Source organism: Tsuneonella sp. HG249, from assembly GCF_053819205.1.
In genome coordinates this window covers 301,313-319,483 of sequence record NZ_JBSOQY010000001.1, presented here as the reverse complement: position 1 = coordinate 319,483, position 18,171 = coordinate 301,313, and the positions used below count along the sequence as shown (strand labels likewise).

Here is an 18,171-nt window from a genome sequence, read left to right as displayed (position 1 = left end):
GGCACCCGGCGATTCGACGCGCCCGCCACGGTTTGTTAGCGGCCGTCCCGGGATAAGACGGGAAATAGGGGTCGTACCTCACATGAACATTGTCGCCGGCGGTTTTTCGAACCGCCTGCGCGCCTGGTTTCCGGATCGCGAGTTCATCATGCGATCACAGGGGCAGGTCCGCTTCATAAAGGTCACCGGCAAGGTGCAAATGACCGCCGCGGGGGCGGTCATTGCGGCGCTACTCGCCTGGGGCCTGTCGCTGGCCGTCATGGGCTGGCTGCAATACCGTGCGGCTGCCGACCGGATGTCTCTTCTGGAGCGTGAAGCCACCATCGCCAAAGCGGAGGACCGCGTCGGCGACTACCGCGCCAACATCGACGAGGTCGCCGACAGTCTTGCCCGGCGCCAGACTTTCATCGAGGAAATGGTCGATTCGCTGCCCGCCGACGCGCGCGACGGCGAGACCGTCAGCGATTCCACCGGCGAAGCTGCCCGCACCGTGGACAAGGTCAGCGCGCTGATCCCGGAAGCCGCCGCGCTCGTCCGGATCGAGGCGCGCCAGCTGGCGTTCGTCGAAAAATTGACCCGCTATGCGGACCGCCGCGCCGAGCGCACTGCTCGCGCGATTCGGCAGTTCGGGCTCGATCCCAATTCGATGGTTCGCGCCGCGAGCCGCCAGGCGATGGGCGGTCCGCTCGAAAAGCTCGCGACCGCCAGCGACGGCTCTCTCGATCCGCGCTTCGAGCGGCTCGGCCTCAGCCTCGCCCGCATGGAAGCGCTCGACCGCAGCCTCGCAGGTATCCCCCAGTACCGCCCCGCCGCGCATTCGATGACCAGCAGCTTCGGCGCCCGCCGCGATCCTTTCACCGGTGCGACCGCGATGCACGCCGGGATCGATTTCCGCGGACCCACCGGCGCGCCGATCTATGCCGCGGCCACCGGGCGGGTGAGCTACGTCGGCCAGAAGGCCGGCTACGGCAACGTGGTGGAGATCAGCCACGGCAACGGGATGATCACCCGCTATGCCCACATGTCCAGGTTCGCGTCGAAAGTGGGGCAAGAGGTCGCCGCAGGCGACATCATCGGCGCAATCGGATCGACCGGCCGTTCGACCGGTCCGCACCTTCACTTCGAGGTGCGCGTCAACGACCGCGCGGTGAACCCGCGCCCTTTCCTGGAGGCTGCCCCCCATGTTCTCAAAGAAGCCAGACGAGTACAGTCCAGTGAGCCAACCCGTGGCTAGACCCTCGGTGAGCGGCTCGACCTTTTCGGTCATCGGCAGCGACGTGGTCATACGCGGCGATATCGAAGCGACCGTCGACCTTCACATCGACGGCCGGGTCGAAGGCGACATCAAGTGCGCCAGCCTCGTCCAGGGCGAAGGCAGCTCGGTCGAAGGCGCGATCGAGGCCGAAACCGCCCGCATCGGCGGCAGCATCAGCGGCTCGATTGCCGCGCGCGAGCTGGTCGTGCTGCGCACCGCGCGCATCAACGGCGACGTCCACTACGACGCGCTGACGATCGAGCAGGGCGCCGAAGTTGAAGGCCGCTTCGCGCATCGGATGCCGGCGAAGGCCGCGGCTCCGATTGCCGCGCCGGTCGCACCGAGGCCCGGGCCGAATCCGAGCGACGACGGCGAACCCAAGCTTACGCTGGCCAGCTAAGCGCCGCCAAACCTGGTCATTGCGAGCCGCTGCTCGCGATGACTAATTCTCGCTGGTCTCTCACAGCTCCGCCCGAAGCGCCTTGCGGTCGAGCTTGCCGACCATCGTCTTGGGCAGCTCGCCGCGGATCTCGACGCCGCTCACGCGCTCGTGCTTGCCGACGCGGGCGTTGAGCCAGGCGGCAAGTTCCTCGTCTGTCGCGCCGACACCGTCGTTGAGCGTGACGAACGCGCGTGGCATTTCTCCGAGGTAAGGATCGGGCAAGCCGAGCACGAGCGCTTCCTTGACCGCCGCGTTCTCGAGCAGCACCCGCTCGACCTCGCTCGGGAAGACCTTGAAGCCGCCGACCGCGATCATGTCCTTGATGCGGTCGACGATCGTGATGAACCCGTCGACATCGATCAGCGCCACGTCACCGGTGCGCAGCCAGCGCTCTCCGTCGATCTCGACGAACGCGTCCGCCGCGGCTTCGGGACGGTTCCAGTAGCCCTGCATGATCTGCGGCCCGGCGATGGCGAGCTCGCCCGGCTCGCCGGGCGGCGCAGGTTTGCCGGGGCCCTCTTTGTCGAGCAGACGCACCCTTGTGTGCGGCAGGACCTGGCCGATGGTGCCATCGCGCCGCTCGCCCTCGTAAGGGTTGGTCGAGACGACGCCGCTCGATTCGGTAAGGCCGTATCCTTCCACCAGCCGGGCGCCGGTCGCCGCTTCCCACTTTTCGCGGACGGGCGCGGGGAGCGGGGCCCCGCCCGAGATGCACACCCGCAGCGACGAGAAATCGGTCCGCGCCAGTTGCGGGTGGTCGAGCAGCGCCTGGTACATCGTCGGCACGCCCGGAAAGGCGGTGGCCTTGACTCGTTGCAGCGTCTTCAATGCCTGCCCTGCATCGAACCGCGGGAGCATGGCTATGCAGCCCTTGTTAGCGACGGTGCGGTTGAGGACGCACGTGTTGGCGAACACGTGGAACAGCGGCAGCACGCCCAGGATCATGTCCCGCCCGCCGACGCGCGGGTCGATCGCCTCGACCTGAAGCGCATTCGCTGCCAGGTTGGCCTGGGTAAGCATGGCCCCCTTGGGGCGGCCGGTGGTGCCGCCGGTGTATTGCAGCAACGCGAGGTCGTCGCGGCGCACTTCGGGTAACGGCCCCCCGGCTTCGGCGGGCAGGTCCGCCCAGCGGATCACGTCGGGACGCGCGGGAATGGCCGCCAGCGCCTTGCGACCGAGGACCTTCAGCGCGACACGCTTGGTCCACGGCAACATCGCGCCCAAGCTGCCCACCACCAAGGTTTCCAGCGCGGAACCGTCGAGGACCTTCAGCGCGGTCGGCAACAGGCTGGCGACATCGACCGTGACCAGCAGGCGAGTGCCGGAGTCGGCGACCTGCGCGGCGAGCTCGTCGGCGGTGTAGAGCGGGGAGAAGTTCACCACCACGGCCCCCGCCATCATCGCGCCGTAGTAGGCCGAGAGGTAGATCGGTACGTTGGGGAGGAACAGGCCAATCCGGTCGCCCGGCAGGATTCCCCGGGCGATCAGGCCGTGGGCCACACGGCGAGCCTCTTCGTACACCTGAGTGTAGCTGTAGATGCGGCCGAGGAAGTCAATCGCGGGCGATTGCGGCGCCTCGCGCGCGGCGCGCTTGAGCAGGCCGGGGACCGTCAGCTCCGCGAGGGCCACATCCCACGCGGTTGGGTGCCGGTACTGGCTGGGGGAGGGATGATCCGGCGCGCTGCTTACATCCATGTCAACACGGATGCGTCAAGCGCGCGCGCTTGGCAAGCGGAGAGGCGATCAACCTTCGCTGGTGGCTTCCTCGGCCCGCTTGGCTTCGAGCCACGCGGCCGCCTCGGCCTCCTGCGAAGCTTCGACCGCGATCTTGGCGGCAGCCTCGCGCTCGGCGCGCAGCTCGGTGATGAGCGCATCGCGGTCGCTGCCGAAGCGGGCGTCGCGGGCAACCGAATCTTCCTCGATCCCGGCCTTCTTGGCGGCCTTGGCCACCATCGCGTCGAGCTCGCGCTGCGAGCACAGGCCGAGCGTCACCGGATCCTTGGCGTTGATGTTCTGGATGTTCCAGTGGCTGCGCTCGCGGATCGCGGTGATCGTGTTGCGGGTGGTGCCGATCAGCTTGCCGATCTGCGCGTCCGACACCTCGGGGTGATTGCGCAGGATCCAGGCGATGCCGTCGGGCTTGTCCTGCCGCTTCGAAACCGGCGTGTAGCGCGGGCCCTTGGTGCGGCTGACGGCGACAGGGGCCTTGTGCATCTTGAGCCGGTAGACGGGGTCGGCCTGGCCGCGCTCGATTTCCTCGTTCGTCAGCTCGCCCGCGTGGACCGGATCGCGCCCGGTGTACTTGGCGCCCGCCAGATCGTCGGCCATCGCCTGCACCTCGAGGATGTGCAGCCCGCAGAACTCGGCGATCTGCTCGAAGCTCAGCGCGGTATTGTCGACCAGCCAGGTGGCGGTCGCGTGCGGCATCAGCGGGGTCGGTTGGTCGGCCATGATCGGGTCCTGAAAAATAGAGAGGCCGCCCCTCTCGGGGCGGCCGTGTGGGACCGATCTAGGCCATGCCGCCCGCTATCGCAAGCGTTAGGCGGCGCGACGGAACTCTTCGCGGTCCCGGTGGGACTGGATCGGCCTGAAGGCGCGCACCATCACCTGCGCGAGCGTTTCGCGCTTGGCCAGGCTCGACATCGTTCCAGGGTTGTTGCCGACCAAGCCCTTTTCCCAATCCTGCAGCATCGCACTTCTCCTTCGCCGCCGCTGTGCACGGCGAATGCGGAAGATTCGCGACTGTGTGACAGGTTTGAGTCAGGCCATCGGCACGTAGCGCGGCAGGGCGGCAACCCGGCCGAGCCAGGCGCAGACGTGCTTTCGGTCGCGCAGGCGGAAGCAGCCCATCTCGGCTACGTGGGTGTAGGCGTAGAGCGCAATGTCGGCGAGGGTCACGCCGTCGCCGACGAACCAGTCGCGGGTGGCGAGATGGTCGTCCATCAAGGCCAGCGCATCCTCGCCCGCGATGCGCTTGGCCGGGATCATCGCCCGCTGCTGTTCGCTGAGGTGAGCCTCGCCGACGAACGCAAGCCAGAACCGCAACGTGGCGATGTTGGGCTCGTGGTTGTACTGCTCGAAGAACATCCACCGCAGCATGTCGGCGCGCTCGAACCGGTCGCTCGGGATCAGCGCGCTGCCGTCGGCGAGATACCAGCAGGCGGCGTTGGATTCGGGCAGGAAGCGCCGGTTGCCGCCGTCGACGATCTCGAGCACCGGAATGCGCCCGTTGGGATTGACCTCGGCGAGGAACGCGGGCGTGCGGGTCTCGCCGCGCTGGATGTCGTACTGGCGGATAGCCAGCCTGACCCCGAGCAATGCCGCGGTGAGCTTGATCTTGTAGCAATTGCCGCTGAGCGGGTCTTCGTGAAGCGTGAGGTCAGTCACCGGCCACCTCCAGCACGATCTTGCCGATATGGTCGCCGTTTTCCATCCGCGCGTGAGCCGCGGCGACTTGCACCAGCGGATAAGTCCGGTCCATCACCGGCCGCACCGTGCCGTCGGCCACCAGCGGCCAGGCGACGTTGGCGATCTCGTCGGCGAGCAGCGCCTTGAACTCGTTCGATCGCGCGCGCAGCGTCGAGCCGGCGAGAGTCAGGCGCTTGCGCATGATCAGCGCCATGTCGATCGTCGCCTTGAGACCGCCGAGCACCGCGATCGTCACGTGGCGGCCGTCGTCCGCCAGGCACTGGAGATTGCGCGGCACATAGTCGCCCGACACCATGTCCAGCACGACATTGACGCCCTTGCCGCCGGTGAAAGCCTTCACCTCTTCGACGAAATCCTGCGCCTTGTAGTCGATTGCGAGGTCCGCCCCAAGCTCGCGCATCGCATCGCACTTAACCGGGCTGCCGGCCGTGGCGATGACGGTGAGCCCGAACGCCTTGCCCAGCATGATCGCCATCGTGCCGATGCCGCTGGTACCGCCGTGGACCAGCAGCGTCTCGCCCTCGCAGGCATAGGCGCGCTCGAACACGTTGTGCCACACCGTGAACAGGGTTTCGGGAAGGGCGGCCGCTTCGGCGAGCGAGAGCCCCTGCGGCAGCGGCAGGCTATGGTCGGCCACCGCGAGGCAATATTCGGCATAGCCGCCGCCCGAGACCAGCGCGCAGACCCTCTGGCCGAGCAACTCCATGCCCACCCCGTCGCCCCGGGCGACGATTGTCCCCGCGATCTCGAGCCCCGGAATGGGAGAAGCTCCCGGCGGCGGCGGATAGAACCCCTGCCGCTGGATGACGTCGGGCCGGTTGACGCCTGCATAACCGACGCGGATCAGCACCTCGCCCGGTCCCGGCTGCGGCACCGGAAGGGTTTCCGGGCGGAACACCTCCGGCCCACCGGGCGCGTCGTAGCCCATCGCGGTCATCGTCTCGGGAATTGCCACGGCCACGGTCTGCCCCCCTGTTGCCGGAATATGACAGCGCAACGCGCCCGGCGGGGGACTAGCTGTGGTGGCCATTGACAGCAAGCGCCGGCACGCGCGAAGCTTCACCCATGGACGACGATCTTCCCCGTCCGCGCGGCGATGCCGCGAGCCTCCTGGCCAAGGAGGATCTCTCGCCTTACTCTCAGGTCGAGCTGGCGGAACGCATCGAGCTCCTTCAGGCGGAGATCGCGCGGGTGGAAACCCATCGCCAGAAAGCCGCGGCCCACCGAAGTGCCGCCGACTCCCTGTTCGGGAAGCCCAGTTCATGAATCCGGCGGCCTCGCATTTGCCGGGCCGCACCCTACATTCTTGGCAAGTACTGTCGCGAATTGTCGCGGCCACGAAGCGTAAAAGCGCCGTTAACCATAAGCGCTCATATTCCTCTTCAAGCTCGCTCGAGCGACTCTCTGCGAAAGTCACCTGAATGCCCAGTTTCGCCACCAATCTCGAAAAGACCCTCCACGGCGCGCTCGCGGGCGCGGCTGAGCGGCGACACGAATACGCGACGCTCGAGCACTTGCTGCTCGCGCTGATCGACGACGAGGACGCCGCGCAGGTGATGGTCGCCTGCGGGGTCGATCTTGCGGAGCTCGGCGAAGTCGTGCGCCGCTACCTCGACGAGGAATACCAGAAGCTCGAGACGGCCGACGAGGCCGACCCGCAGCCGACCGCCGGCTTCCAGCGAGTGATCCAGCGCGCGATCCTGCACGTCCAGTCGAGCGGCAAGGACACCGTCACCGGGGCCAACGTGCTGGTGGCACTGTTCTCGGAACGCGACAGCTACGCGGTCTATTTCCTGCAACAGCAGGACATGAGCCGATTGGATGCGGTAAGCTTCATCAGCCACGGCATCGGCAAGGGCGGCAAGCAGCTCGAATCGAAGCCGCCCCAGGGCGTTTCGGATGAAGGCCAGGCTGAGAGCAAAGGCGACAGCAAGGCGAGCAAGGACCAGTCCGCGCTCGACCAGTTCACCGTCAACCTCAACGAGAAGGCCAAGAACGGCAAGGTCGATCCGCTGATCGGCCGCGGGCCGGAGGTCGATCGCACAATCCAGATTCTCTGCCGTCGCAGCAAGAACAACCCGCTCTACGTGGGCGATCCCGGCGTCGGCAAGACCGCGATTGCCGAAGGCCTCGCGCGCAAGATCGTCGAGGGCGAAGTGCCCGAGGTGCTCGAGAACGCAGTGATCTACAGCCTCGACATGGGCGCGCTGCTCGCAGGCACCCGCTATCGCGGTGATTTCGAGGAGCGGCTGAAGCAGGTCGTGGGCGAACTCGAGAAAATGCCCGACGCGGTGCTGTTCATCGACGAGATCCACACCGTGATTGGCGCCGGCGCCACCAGCGGCGGGGCGATGGACGCTTCGAACCTGTTGAAGCCCGCGCTGAGCGGCGGGACGATCCGCTGCATCGGCTCGACCACCTACAAGGAGTTCCGCAACCACTTCGAGAAGGACCGCGCCCTGCTGCGCCGGTTCCAGAAGATCGATGTGAACGAACCGACGGTGGAAGACACGATCAAGATTCTCAAGGGCCTGCGCACGGCGTTCGAGGATCACCACAAGGTCACCTACACGCCCGACGCGATCAAGACCGCGGTCGAGTTGTCGGCCCGCTACATCAACGACCGCAAGCTGCCCGACAAGGCGATCGACGTGATCGACGAAGTGGGCGCGATGCAGATGCTGGTTCCGCCTTCCAAGCGGAAGAAGAAGATCACTTCGCGCGAGATCGAGCAGGTCATATCGACCATGGCCCGCATCCCGCCCAAGAGCGTGTCGAGCGACGACAAGAAGGCGCTCGAGCACCTCGAACGCGACCTGAAGCAGGTCGTCTACGGCCAGGACGAGGCGGTCAAAAAGCTCTCCACCGCGATGAAGCTCAGCCGCGCGGGGCTGCGCGACCCGGACAAGCCGATCGGCTCGTTCCTGTTCTCGGGCCCTACCGGCGTCGGCAAGACCGAGGTCGCGCGCCAGCTCGCCAGCATCATGGGCATCCCGCTGCAGCGCTTCGACATGTCCGAGTACATGGAGCGGCACTCCGTTTCGCGGCTGATCGGCGCGCCTCCGGGCTATGTCGGCTATGACCAGGGCGGCCTGCTGACCGACGCGGTCGACCAGCAGCCGCACAGCGTGCTCCTGCTCGACGAGATCGAGAAAGCGCACCCGGACCTGTTCAACATCCTGCTGCAGGTGATGGATAACGGGCGCCTGACCGACCACCACGGCAAGACGGTCGATTTCCGCAACGTCGTGCTGATCATGACGACCAATGCCGGCGCGTCCGACATGGCGCGTCAGGGCATCGGCTTCGGAGATGTGAGCAAGGAGGACGCTCAGGAAGAAGCCGTGAAGCGCATGTTCACACCCGAGTTCCGCAACCGCCTCGATGCGATCGTGCCGTTCACCTACCTCGGCCGCGAGACCGTGGCGCGAGTGGTCGACAAGTTCATTCTCCAGCTCGAACTCCAGTTGGCCGAGCAGAACGTGCACATCCAGTTCGACGGCGAAGCGCGCGGATGGCTGGCCGAGAAGGGCTACGACAAGCTGTACGGCGCCCGCCCGATGGCGCGCCTGATCCAGGAGAAGATCAAGCAGCCGCTCGCCGAAGAGTTGTTGTTCGGCAAGCTTGCTGGTGGCGGCGAGGTGCATGTCACCGTCAAGGACGGGCAGCCCTCGTTCGAGCTGACCCCGGCGCCGCCCAAGGTGAAGGCGGCCAAGAAGGCGAAGGCCACGAAGAAGGGCAAGCCGGCCGCCGAGGCGAGCGAGAATGCCGAGAGCAAAGGCGGGGACGGCGAGGGCTGACCTCCACTCGATGAACAAGCGAGGGGCGCGGGCGGGAACGCTTCGCGCCCCTTTCGCTTGAATCGCCGATGGCGCGCGACTTCGCATGGATCCGGCCCGAGCCGTGGGGCATCCATGTCGTTCCCGCGGACACCTGGATCGACCCCTCGCGCCCCACCCCGCACGCGCTGGTCACGCACGGCCACGCCGATCACGCGCGCGGGGGCCACGGGGTGACGGTGGCCACCCCCGAGACGCTGGCGATCATGGAGTTGCGCTACTTCACCCGCGATGGGGCGACACCGGTGCCGTACGGCGAGACGATCCGGCTGAAGGGCGAAGTCGATGCAACTTTCATCCCCGCCGGCCACGTTCTCGGTAGCGCGCAGATCCTGCTCGAACATGCCGGCGAACGCGTCGTGGTCACCGGCGACTACAAGCGCCGGCCCGACCCGACTTGTCCGCCGTTTGAAGTGACCCCGTGCGATATCTTCGTCACCGAGGCGACCTTCGGCCTGCCGTTGTTCTGCCACCCGCCGATCGCGGCGGAGATGAAGAAGCTGCTCAACCGGCTCGCCGCGCATCCTGACCGCTGCGTGCTGGTCGGCGCCTATGCGCTGGGCAAGGCGCAGCGGGTGATCGCCGAGCTTCGCGCCGCGGGGCACCACGAGCCGATCTACCTCCACGGCGCGCTCGAAAAGATGTGCCGGCTATACGAGGAATTCGGCGTGTCGCTCGGCGAGCTCAAGCTGGTGAGCGAAGCCAGCAAGGAAGAGATGCGCGGGCGGGTGGTGGTCTGCCCGCCGGGCGCGCTCAACGACCGCTGGAGCCGGCGGCTGCCTGACCCGATCACCGCGATGGCATCGGGCTGGATGCGAGTCCGCCAGCGGGCCCGGCAGCGAAATGTCGAACTGCCGTTGGTGATCTCGGATCACGCCGACTGGGGTGAGCTTACCCGCACCGTCGAGGAAGTGAACCCGCGCGAGACCTGGATCACCCATGGCCGCGAAGAGGCGCTGCTGCGCTGGCACCAGCTCCACCAGCGCAAGGCCCGCGCCCTCGCCCTCGTCGGTTACGAGGACGAGGATGACTGACTCACTTGATCTGCGCGAGCGCGGCTTCGAGCTTGGCGAGCGCCTCTGGCGTCAGCTTGTCGGAGGCGATCATCGACAGCTCGCGCAGGCTCATGCCCTTGAACGCGCTGTACTGCGGATGCGCGGCGGTGCCGGGGGCGACCGATTCAATGAGCGCCGCGCCGGCCGGGTCGGCCATGATCGTCTCCAGCGGCGTATCGAGGTTGAGCCGCGCAGCCGGGGCGGGCGCGGCCACGGGGGCGGTGTCGTTGGCCACAGCGGCCGCCGGGACAAGAGCAAGGGCGGCGAAAACGAGACGCATTCGGGCAGTTCCTTCTGGAGAGCATCCGCCCAAGATTGGCAGGAGGTCGTGCCCGGCATAGCGAACCGGCGGCGCGCCGCCTAGATGGAAGAACTCGCCGCCCTCATCGATGCGCTGGTCTACACCCGCAGCCGCAACGAGAAGCTGCGGCTGATAGCCGAGTACTTGCGCGCGACGCCCGATCCTGACCGCGGGTGGGCGCTCGCGGCGCTGACCGACGGGCTGAACTTTCCTGCCGTCAAGTCGTCGGCGATCCGCACGATGCTGATGGAGCGGGTCGACCCGGTGCTATGGACGCTGAGTCGCGATTTCGTCGGCGACACCGCCGAGACGGCGAGCCTGTTGTGGCCAGCGCCGGACAACGCGCCGAGCCCGCCGACCGTCAGCGAAACGGTCGCGCTGCTCTCCGCGATGACCCGCAAGTCGGTGTTCACCGAGTTGCCCGCCTTGATGGACCGGCTCGACCCGTCAGGCCGCTACGCGCTGCTCAAGCTCGCCACGGGGGCGATGCGGATCGGCATTTCCAGCCGCCTCGCCAAAGTCGCCTTCGCGCAGGCCTTCGAGGTCGGGGTCGAGGAAGTCGAGGAGCATTGGCACGGTCTCGTCGCGCCATATGAGCCGCTGTTCAACTGGGCCGCGCACGGCCACGACGCACCCGACACCGCGAACATGCCGACTTTCCGCCCGTTCATGCTCGCGCACCCGCTCGAGGAAACCGTCGTCGACCTCGAGCACTACGCCGCCGAGTGGAAGTGGGACGGGATCCGCGTCCAGCTTGTCCGCATGGGCGGAGAAAGCCGGCTCTACTCGCGCGGCGGCGACGACATCTCGGGGACGTTCCCCGAACTGCTCGACGTGCTGCCGATGGACGCGGTGCTGGACGGCGAACTGCTGGTGCGCGGCTCGCACCAGGGCGGCGAGCAGGGCGGCGCGGCGAGCTTCAATGCGCTGCAGCAGCGTTTGGGACGCAAGGTCGTCGCGAAGAAGATGCTCGCCGAGTACCCGGCGTTCGTCAGGCTCTACGACGTGCTCATCCTCGAGGGGAAGGACTTGCGCGAACGTCCGTGGTTCGAGCGGCGCAAGGCGCTGGAGGCGCTGATGCCGAGGCTTCCCGAAAGCCACTTCGACCTCAGCCAGGTCGTCGAAGCGAGCGACTTCGACCACCTTGCCGAAATCCGCGGCGGCGCCCGCGACGAGGCGATCGAGGGGCTGATGCTCAAGCGCCGCGACTCGCCCTATATCTCGGGTCGCAAGACAGGGCTGTGGTACAAGTGGAAGCGCGACCCGCTGCTGATCGACGCGGTGCTGATGTATGCCCAACGCGGCAGCGGGAAACGCTCGAGCTTTTATTCGGACTACACGTTCGGTTGCTGGGACGGTGATCCCGACGTGGGCGCCGAACTGCTCCCGGTGGGCAAGGCCTACTCGGGCTTCACCGACGAGGAACTCAAGAAGATCGACCGCCACGTCCGCACCCACACCGTCAACCGCTTCGGCCCGGTGCGCGAGACCGACCGCAGCCTGGTGTTCGAGCTGGCGTTCGATTCGGTGCACGAGAGCAAACGCCACAAGTCCGGGCTGGCGATGCGCTTCCCCCGCGTCCACCGCGTGCGGTGGGACAAGCCGCCGCACGAAGCCGACCGGATCGATGCGCTCAAGGCGTTGATCAAGGACTGACGGGCAGCTAGGCGCGGCCCATGCAAACTGCGGATATCCTCCTCACCACTTACGACAACATGCTCGGCTCGCTCGACGCCTGGCTCGCCAAGGCGGCCGACGACCCGCGCGGCGATGCCTTGCTCGGCCACAAGCTGGCCGACGACATGTTCCCGCTCAGTCGCCAGATCCGCTTCGTCTGCAACCTGCCGGGCGAGGCGATGGCCGGCGCGGCCGGGGTCGCGTACTCCTCGAGCGACATCGACGACGAGACGCTCAGCGCAGCGCGCGAGCGGATTGCCGCCACCCGCGCGCTGATCAAGGGCTGGCGCGACACCCCGTTCGGCGCCGACGATGCCCCGGTCGAACTGAGCCTCGCCAACGGCATGACCTTCGACCTGCAAACCGAAAGTTACGTGCGCGACTGGGCGCTGCCGCAGTTCTACTTCCACCTGATGACCGCCTACGCGATCCTGCGCGCGGCGGGCATCGCGCTGGGGAAGGCCGATTACGTCGGCTACATGTTCCGCTACTTGCGCGCACCCGCGAATAACTGATTCCGCGCGGCCCTTGCGCGTGGTCCGCGCCGCGCCGTAGATGGCCGCCGCGGTGAAACCCAAGCTGCTGACCACGCTGCCCGGATACGGCTCCAAGCTGTTCCTCGGCGACCTCTTTGCAGGAATCAGCGTGGCGCTGGTCGCCATCCCCTTGTCGATCGCGATCGCCATCGCGTCGGGCGCGCCGCCGGCCGCGGGTCTGGTGACCGCGATCGTGGGGGGCTTCCTCATCTCCGCGCTGGGCGGGAGCCGGGTGCAGATCGGCGGGCCGACCGGCGCCTTCATCGTCGTCGTCTATGCGGTGATCGCCGAGCACGGTTACGACGGCCTCGTGCTGGCGACGATGATGGCCGGGCTCATCCTCGTCGCGGCCGGGTTGCTGCGGGCGGGCAATCTCATCGCCTATGTGCCCGAGCCAGTGATCAACGGCTTCACCCTCGGCATCGCGGTGGTGATCGCCAGTAGCCAGCTCAAGGACCTGCTCGGCATCGAAGCGGCTAACCTGCCGGCCGACTTCGTCCCCAAGATGCAGGCGCTGTGGGCTGCGCGCGGCACCGCCGACTGGCACGCCTTCGCGGCCGGCGCGGCGACCCTGGGCCTACTCGTCGCGCTGCGCCGGCTATGGCCCCGGCTGCCCGACCGGCTGATCGGGCCGCTGCTGGTATCCGCGGTGGTGGCCGCATTGGCGTTGCCGGTGGCAACGATCGCCTCGCAATACGGCGAGCTGCCCAGCAGGCTGCCGCCGCCGGCGCTACCCGAGGTGACGTGGACGCGGGTGGTCGAACTGATGCCCTCGGCGTTCGTGATCGCCTTCCTCGCGGCGATCGAATCGCTGCTCTCGGCGATGGTCGCCGACCGCATGATCGGCGGGAGCCACCGGCCGAACGCCGAAGTGTTGGCGCAAGGCTGGGCCAACATCGGCTCCGCGCTGTTCGGCGGGCTGCCCGCGACCGGGGCGATCGCCCGCACCGCCACCAACGTGCGCGCCGGGGGCCAGACCCCCGTGGCCGGCATCGTCCACGCCGCAGTCATTCTCATCGTGATGCTGACCATGGCGCCGCTGGCCGGCCGCCTCGCGATGCCGGCGCTCGCGGCGCTCCTGATCATGACGGCCTGGAGCATGAGCGAGCCGCACAAGTGGAGAAGCTATTGGGCCGAGCCGCCCGCCGCGCGGCTACTCCTCGCGCTCACCCTCGTGCTGACGGTGCTGGTCGACCTCACCGTGGCGATCGGGGTCGGGGTCGCGTGCGGGCTCGCGCTCCGGCTGCGGGAGAGCCGGCTCGAGGCCGAGCAATGGCGGCCGCCTGAGCCCTGACGGCCGCGCGACGAAAAGTCGCGCGGCGCAACCGCTAGAGCCCGGCGTCCTTGAGCGCGGCGGCGTGGGCTTTGGCGTTCTCGACGTAGTGCGCGACGCCCATCCGCATACCGGCGACGGCCATGTCGTCGAGGTCGCGCATCTTGCGCGCGGGGCGGCCGCCCCACAGCTCGCGCGCTTCCATCACTTTGCCCTCGGTGAGCATCGCGCCCGCTGCCAGCATGGCGTCGCTTCCGATCACCGCCTTGTTCATCGCGATCGCGCCGAGGCCCACAAAGCCGCGGTCGTGGATCACGCAGCCGTGCAGCATGACCATGTGCCCCACCAGCACGTCGTCGCCGATGATCAGCGGGGAGCCGTCGGGATCCCCCGGCCGTGCCGGATCGCAGTGCAGTACACTGCCGTCCTGAATGTTGGTCCGCTCGCCGATCACGATCCGGCTGACGTCGGCGCGCAGCACGCAGTTGTACCACACGCTCGCGTCGGGGCCGATCGTCACATCGCCGACGATCGTGCAGCCCGGCGCGATGAAGGCGCTGTCGGCGATCTGCGCCGTCTTGCCGTGGATCGGCACAACGGTGACGCCCGGGCGATGGATGCTCACAGAAACTTGCTCCAGTTGAGGTCGGGCAGGATCGAGGCGTAATCGTCGGTCCACACGTTATCGCGCGTGGTGTCCAGCCAAGTCCAGGTAGCGGCGTCCGACGCTTGCAGCGCTTCGAGCCGTTTGGGGTCGCGCGCCATGGCGATCCAGATCGAGCGGGTCTGCGGGTGCTTCGCGCCCTCGTCGTCGCGGCGAATGGCCGCAAGGCCGTTAGCCCGCGCCGCCGCGCCCAGGGCAGGCGCGAGGTTCACGAACCGATTGGAGATGTGGACCAGCAGCAGGCCGTCGGGCGCCAGGCTGTGCAAATAGACCTTGAACGCTTCGTCGGTCAGCAAGTGCAGCGGCACCGCATCGGACGAGAAAGCATCGATCGCGAGCAGGTCGTGCGCGGACGCCGGCGCCTTGGCGAGTTCGAGTCGCGCATCCCCGATCACGACTTTGGCATCGGGCACGCATCGCTGCATGAAAGTGAATTGCCCGTTGCGCGAGTACTCGAGTACCGCCGGATCGATCTCGTAGAAGGTCCAGAGCTGCCCTGGGCGGCGGTAGCACGAGAGCGTGCCGACCCCCAGTCCGACGATGCCCACCCGGGCGCTCGGGCCAAGCAAGGCGTCGCCCGCGCCCAGCGCCAGGCCGATGCCCGAGGTCCGGCCGTAGTAGCTGGTCGGCTCGAGCTCGAGCCCCGGCTTGCGCAGCTGGATGCCGTGCAGCGTGGTGCCGTGGGCGAGCGTGCGCGCCTCGGCGCCGATATTGCGCACGGTGTAGATGCCGAAATAGCTCCGGCTGCGCTCGCCCGCGATCGTCGTGCGGAGCGCGTTGACACCGCCGAGCGCGAGCATCGCCAGCGCGAGCAGCGCCGCGAAGGCCGGCCGCCAACGGACGACGAGCAGGGCGGCGATGACGACCGTCGCCAGCAGGCCCTGCACCAGCAGCGGCGAAGGCGGCTGGGCCGCGACCGCGTTGGCGAGGAAGCTCATGGAGATGAGCCCGGCCGAGAGGATCATCGCGAACACCAGCCGGGTGCGCTCGGGCGTCCACCCGAAGCGCTCGGTCCAGCGGGCATAGCCGGGCAGCGGAACCAGCAGCGCCGCGGCGACGATCAGCAGGGGATGCTCCCAAGTCCAGTCGAACACCACCGGCGCGATGAGCGCGGTGAGCGCCCCGCCCAGCGCGCCGCCGGCCGACATGACGAGGTAGAACAGCGTCAGCTTCCGCGGGCTCGGCCGGGTGGCGTACATCCGCGAATGAAGCGCCACCGCCACCACCGCGAGCAGGGCGACGCTGACGACCGCCGGGGCCAGCGAACCGTTGGCCGACAGCAGCATGGTAATGCTGCCGAGCACCATGACCAGCGCGGCGGCGTGGCGGGACACGGCATCGGCGAGCCCGCGCCGCTCGGAGAAGGCGATCGAGAACGACAGCAGGTAAAGCCCGAGGGGAATGACCCACAGCAGAGGCATCGCGAAGATGTCGGTCGTGAGATAGGTCGTGGTCGACAGCATCAGGCCGGAAGGCACCGCAGCCAGCGCCAGCCACAGCGCGATGCGCTTCCAGCCGATCGTTTCTTCTACGTCGGGCGATTGTTCGTCGGCGGTGGCCAGCGCGACCTTCGGCAGCCCGCGGCTGACGAGGAGAACGAGCACCACCAGCAGGCCGTAGCCGATCGCCCAGCCCCCGCTTTGCCAGCGCAGCGGCAAGAGCGGCTCGACCAGCAAAGGATAGGCGATGAGGCCCGCGAAGCTGCCGAGGTTGCTCGCGGCGTAGAGCGGGTATGGGTCGCCGGCATTGGGGTCCGCGGCATACCAGCGCTGCATCAGCGGCGCCTGCGCCGAAACGGCGAAGAACAAGGGGCCGATGGTGGCGAAGAACAACAGCGGCACCCACAGCACTTCCGCCCCGGGCTGGGCCGGTGGAAGATCGGCGAGCGCGATGGGCAGCGTCAGCGCGGCCAGCACCAGGACCGCGAGGTGGACCAGCGCCTGCCGCTGGAGCGACAGCCGGCCGATGGCATGGGCGTAGCCGTATCCGCCGAGCAGCAACGCCTGGTAGACCAGCATCGCGCTGTTCCACACGTTGGGCGCCCCGCCGAGGCGCGGCAGCGCCATGCGGGCGACCATCGGCTGGACGAGAAACAGCAGGAAGCTGCCAAGCAGGATCGTGAGCGTGAACAGCGCCCGCCGGTTGATGATCATCGGTGCGCTTCCCCCCATTCGGCGCGGCTGATGGTGTACACGATCGTCGGATTGAGTTCGTCTCCGAAGCGCGGATCGACGTAATCAAGCTCCGCGCGGCGACGCATGCCGAGGCGCAGCATCAGCCCCCAGCTCGGCACGTTGCCGTCGACCGTGAGCGCAACGACCTGCTCGGCGTCGAACCGATCGAAGGCGGCATTGAGCGCCGCGCTTGCGGCCTCTTTCGCGTAGCCCTTGCCCCAGGCATCCTCGCGCAAGCGCCAGCCGATCTCCATTTCGCCAGCCACGCTCGAGCCCGGGGCGTCGGCGCGCTTCAGGCCGCAGAACCCGAGCACCTCGCCGTCTTCCTGACGCTCGACGATCCAGAAGCAGAAGCCGTTGGCGGAGCGGCAACCGGATACCCGCTCGAGCAGCGCCTGCCTGCCGGCGTCGTCCATCACCCCGCCGAGCCAGCGCATCACCGCGGGGGTGTCGGTGCCGGCGAAGAAGCGTTCGGCGTCGCCCTCGCGCCAGTCGCGCAAGACAAGCCGCTCGGTTTCAAGCCGGAAATCAGCCATTGAGGAGGCGGGCAGCGTGCGCCGCGTGGTAGCTGAGCACGCCCGAGCAGCCGGCCCGCTTGAATGCCATCAGCGTCTCGAGGACCAGCGCGTCGCGGTCGCCGGCGCCTGCGGCCGCGGCGGCCTCGATCATCGCGTACTCCCCGCTCACCTGGTAAGCGAACACCGGCACCTCGAAGCGGTCCTTCACCCGGCGGACGATATCGAGATAGGGCAGGCCCGGCTTGACCATCACGCTGTCGGCACCCTCCGCGATGTCGAGCGCGACTTCGCGCAGCGCCTCTTCGGCGTTGGCGGGATCCATCTGGTAGGACTTCTTGTCGCCCTTGAGCAGGCCGCCCGAGCCGACCGCGTCGCGGAACGGCCCGTAGAACGCGCTCGCGTACTTGGCGGCATAAGCCATGATCTGCACGTTGACATGGCCGTTCATCTCCAGCGCCATGCGGATCGCCCGCACCCGGCCGTCCATCATGTCGCTGGGCGCGATGATATCGGCCCCTGCCGCGGCCTGGTTGAGGGCCTGATCGACCAGCACGGCGACGGTGTCGTCGTTGGTCACATAACCCGCGGCATCGAGCAGCCCGTCCTGCCCGTGGCTGGTGTAGGGATCGAGCGCGACGTCGGTCAGCACCCCGATGCCTCCCCCCGTGGCGTCCTTGATGGCCTTGATCGCGCGGCACATCAGATTGTCGGGATTGAGCGCTTCGCTTCCATCGTCCGAACGCAGCGTTCCAGGCGTATTGGGAAACAATGCGACACATGGAATGCCCAGATCGAGCGCTTCATATGCACGTTTGGCGATGCCGTCGACCGACCAGCGGGAGACCCCGGGCAGGCTGGCTATCGGTTCCTCGACCCCCATCCCCTCGGTGACGAACAGGGGCCAGATGAGGTCCGCCGGGGTCAGCATCGTCTCGCGGTGAAGCGCGCGGCTCCACGCGCTGGCGCGTGTCCGGCGGAGGCGAAGGTTGGGGTAGGCGGCGGTCATCG

The 18,171-nt window shown here is 67.8% G+C and carries 18 protein-coding genes; 8 read left to right on the top strand and 10 right to left on the bottom strand.

Translation table 11 applies throughout. The features are described 5' to 3' along the window. The first annotated feature begins 82 nt into the window (after positions 1-82). Together ACWPM1_RS01650 and ACWPM1_RS01645 are read left to right on the top strand one after the other, a co-directional pair. On the top strand, positions 83-1,234 hold the full coding sequence (locus ACWPM1_RS01650; RefSeq protein WP_455693103.1) for a M23 family metallopeptidase: 1,152 nt from the start codon (positions 83-85) through the stop codon (positions 1,232-1,234). Next, positions 1,182-1,655, top strand: coding sequence for a bactofilin family protein (locus ACWPM1_RS01645; protein ID WP_455693102.1), 474 nt, complete (start codon positions 1,182-1,184; stop codon positions 1,653-1,655). The genes ACWPM1_RS01650 and ACWPM1_RS01645 overlap by 53 nt, the downstream gene beginning before the upstream one ends. A gap of 60 nt (positions 1,656-1,715) precedes the next feature. On the opposite strand, the gene ACWPM1_RS01640 is transcribed toward ACWPM1_RS01645, so the two are convergent. The 5 genes from ACWPM1_RS01640 to ACWPM1_RS01620 form a co-directional block, all read right to left on the bottom strand. Continuing rightward, a complete protein-coding gene (locus ACWPM1_RS01640; protein ID WP_455693101.1) occupies positions 1,716-3,392 on the bottom strand; it encodes a long-chain-fatty-acid--CoA ligase in 1,677 nt (558 codons plus the stop codon). A 48-nt stretch (positions 3,393-3,440) separates the two neighbouring features. After that, on the bottom strand, positions 3,441-4,148 hold the full coding sequence (locus tag ACWPM1_RS01635) for a DUF1013 domain-containing protein (protein ID WP_455693100.1): 708 nt from the start codon (positions 4,146-4,148) through the stop codon (positions 3,441-3,443). Between the two features lie 87 nt (positions 4,149-4,235). Beyond that, positions 4,236-4,388, bottom strand: a complete 153-nt coding sequence (locus ACWPM1_RS01630) for a hypothetical protein (RefSeq protein ID WP_455693099.1) — start codon at positions 4,386-4,388, stop codon at positions 4,236-4,238. Positions 4,389-4,457: 69 nt separating this feature from the next. Continuing rightward, entirely contained in the window at positions 4,458-5,084 is a 627-nt protein-coding gene (locus ACWPM1_RS01625) for a glutathione S-transferase family protein (protein WP_455693098.1), read from the bottom strand. Next, entirely contained in the window at positions 5,077-6,054 is a 978-nt protein-coding gene (locus ACWPM1_RS01620) for an NAD(P)H-quinone oxidoreductase (protein ID WP_455695101.1), read from the bottom strand. The genes ACWPM1_RS01625 and ACWPM1_RS01620 overlap by 8 nt, the downstream gene beginning before the upstream one ends. Positions 6,055-6,191: 137 nt before the next feature. Here ACWPM1_RS01620 and ACWPM1_RS01615 point away from each other — a divergent pair, with 137 nt between their 5' ends. The 3 genes from ACWPM1_RS01615 to ACWPM1_RS01605 all read left to right on the top strand — a co-directional run bounded on the left by ACWPM1_RS01615 (position 6,192) and on the right by ACWPM1_RS01605 (position 9,999). Then, positions 6,192-6,392, top strand: a complete 201-nt coding sequence (locus tag ACWPM1_RS01615; RefSeq protein WP_455693097.1) for a DUF1192 domain-containing protein — start codon at positions 6,192-6,194, stop codon at positions 6,390-6,392. Positions 6,393-6,547: 155 nt separating this feature from the next. Further along, the gene (clpA, locus tag ACWPM1_RS01610) at positions 6,548-8,926 is read left to right on the top strand and encodes an ATP-dependent Clp protease ATP-binding subunit ClpA (protein ID WP_455693096.1); all 2,379 of its coding nucleotides are present in this window, start codon (positions 6,548-6,550) and stop codon (positions 8,924-8,926) included. A 68-nt stretch (positions 8,927-8,994) separates the two neighbouring features. Further along, entirely contained in the window at positions 8,995-9,999 is a 1,005-nt protein-coding gene (locus ACWPM1_RS01605; RefSeq protein ID WP_455693095.1) for a ligase-associated DNA damage response exonuclease, read from the top strand. A gap of 1 nt (position 10,000) precedes the next feature. On the opposite strand, the gene ACWPM1_RS01600 is transcribed toward ACWPM1_RS01605, so the two are convergent. Further along, positions 10,001-10,300, bottom strand: a complete 300-nt coding sequence (locus ACWPM1_RS01600; RefSeq protein ID WP_455693094.1) for a hypothetical protein — start codon at positions 10,298-10,300, stop codon at positions 10,001-10,003. An 84-nt stretch (positions 10,301-10,384) separates the two neighbouring features. Here ACWPM1_RS01600 and ACWPM1_RS01595 point away from each other — a divergent pair, with 84 nt between their 5' ends. Genes ACWPM1_RS01595 through ACWPM1_RS01585 form a run of 3 tightly spaced genes read left to right on the top strand, consistent with a single transcriptional unit; the run spans position 10,385 to position 13,828 of the window. After that, complete coding sequence (locus ACWPM1_RS01595; RefSeq protein ID WP_455693093.1) at positions 10,385-11,977, top strand: cisplatin damage response ATP-dependent DNA ligase; 1,593 nt, start codon at positions 10,385-10,387, stop codon at positions 11,975-11,977. Between the two features lie 20 nt (positions 11,978-11,997). After that, positions 11,998-12,513, top strand: coding sequence for a DUF1993 family protein (locus ACWPM1_RS01590; protein ID WP_455693092.1), 516 nt, complete (start codon positions 11,998-12,000; stop codon positions 12,511-12,513). A 40-nt stretch (positions 12,514-12,553) separates the two neighbouring features. Continuing rightward, on the top strand, positions 12,554-13,828 hold the full coding sequence (locus ACWPM1_RS01585; protein WP_455693091.1) for a SulP family inorganic anion transporter: 1,275 nt from the start codon (positions 12,554-12,556) through the stop codon (positions 13,826-13,828). 34 nt (positions 13,829-13,862) lie between these two features. On the opposite strand, the gene ACWPM1_RS01580 is transcribed toward ACWPM1_RS01585, so the two are convergent. Genes ACWPM1_RS01580 through hemB form a run of 4 tightly spaced genes read right to left on the bottom strand, consistent with a single transcriptional unit; the run spans position 13,863 to position 18,169 of the window. After that, positions 13,863-14,426 carry a gamma carbonic anhydrase family protein gene (locus tag ACWPM1_RS01580; RefSeq protein WP_455695100.1) on the bottom strand — a complete coding sequence of 188 codons (564 nt, stop codon included), beginning with the start codon at positions 14,424-14,426 and terminating at the stop codon, positions 13,863-13,865. A gap of 2 nt (positions 14,427-14,428) precedes the next feature. Further along, on the bottom strand, positions 14,429-16,624 hold the full coding sequence (locus ACWPM1_RS01575; RefSeq protein WP_455693090.1) for a spermidine synthase: 2,196 nt from the start codon (positions 16,622-16,624) through the stop codon (positions 14,429-14,431). After that, positions 16,621-17,181, bottom strand: coding sequence for a GNAT family N-acetyltransferase (locus ACWPM1_RS01570; protein WP_455693089.1), 561 nt, complete (start codon positions 17,179-17,181; stop codon positions 16,621-16,623). The genes ACWPM1_RS01575 and ACWPM1_RS01570 overlap by 4 nt, the downstream gene beginning before the upstream one ends. Beyond that, positions 17,174-18,169 carry a porphobilinogen synthase gene (gene hemB, locus ACWPM1_RS01565; RefSeq protein WP_455693088.1) on the bottom strand — a complete coding sequence of 332 codons (996 nt, stop codon included), beginning with the start codon at positions 18,167-18,169 and terminating at the stop codon, positions 17,174-17,176. Before hemB ends, ACWPM1_RS01570 begins: the two co-directional genes overlap by 8 nt. Positions 18,170-18,171 lie beyond the last annotated feature (2 nt).

Excerpts from the sequence above, each read along its gene's own strand:
- ACWPM1_RS01650 (WP_455693103.1), top strand. The coding sequence starts at position 83 with ATGAACATTGTCGCCGGCGGTTTTTCGAACCGCCTGCGCGCCTGGTTT.
- ACWPM1_RS01645 (WP_455693102.1), top strand. The coding sequence starts at position 1,182 with ATGTTCTCAAAGAAGCCAGACGAGTACAGTCCAGTGAGCCAACCCGTG.
- ACWPM1_RS01640 (WP_455693101.1), bottom strand. The coding sequence starts at position 3,392 with ATGGATGTAAGCAGCGCGCCGGATCATCCCTCCCCCAGCCAGTACCGG.
- ACWPM1_RS01635 (WP_455693100.1), bottom strand. The coding sequence starts at position 4,148 with ATGGCCGACCAACCGACCCCGCTGATGCCGCACGCGACCGCCACCTGG.
- ACWPM1_RS01630 (WP_455693099.1), bottom strand. The coding sequence starts at position 4,388 with ATGCTGCAGGATTGGGAAAAGGGCTTGGTCGGCAACAACCCTGGAACG.
- ACWPM1_RS01620 (WP_455695101.1), bottom strand. The coding sequence starts at position 6,054 with ATGGGCTACGACGCGCCCGGTGGGCCGGAGGTGTTCCGCCCGGAAACC.
- ACWPM1_RS01615 (WP_455693097.1), top strand. The coding sequence starts at position 6,192 with ATGGACGACGATCTTCCCCGTCCGCGCGGCGATGCCGCGAGCCTCCTG.
- clpA (WP_455693096.1), top strand. The coding sequence starts at position 6,548 with ATGCCCAGTTTCGCCACCAATCTCGAAAAGACCCTCCACGGCGCGCTC.
- ACWPM1_RS01605 (WP_455693095.1), top strand. The coding sequence starts at position 8,995 with ATGGCGCGCGACTTCGCATGGATCCGGCCCGAGCCGTGGGGCATCCAT.
- ACWPM1_RS01600 (WP_455693094.1), bottom strand. The coding sequence starts at position 10,300 with ATGCGTCTCGTTTTCGCCGCCCTTGCTCTTGTCCCGGCGGCCGCTGTG.
- ACWPM1_RS01595 (WP_455693093.1), top strand. The coding sequence starts at position 10,385 with ATGGAAGAACTCGCCGCCCTCATCGATGCGCTGGTCTACACCCGCAGC.
- ACWPM1_RS01590 (WP_455693092.1), top strand. The coding sequence starts at position 11,998 with ATGCAAACTGCGGATATCCTCCTCACCACTTACGACAACATGCTCGGC.
- ACWPM1_RS01585 (WP_455693091.1), top strand. The coding sequence starts at position 12,554 with ATGGCCGCCGCGGTGAAACCCAAGCTGCTGACCACGCTGCCCGGATAC.
- ACWPM1_RS01575 (WP_455693090.1), bottom strand. The coding sequence starts at position 16,624 with ATGATCATCAACCGGCGGGCGCTGTTCACGCTCACGATCCTGCTTGGC.
- ACWPM1_RS01570 (WP_455693089.1), bottom strand. The coding sequence starts at position 17,181 with ATGGCTGATTTCCGGCTTGAAACCGAGCGGCTTGTCTTGCGCGACTGG.
- hemB (WP_455693088.1), bottom strand. The coding sequence starts at position 18,169 with ATGACCGCCGCCTACCCCAACCTTCGCCTCCGCCGGACACGCGCCAGC.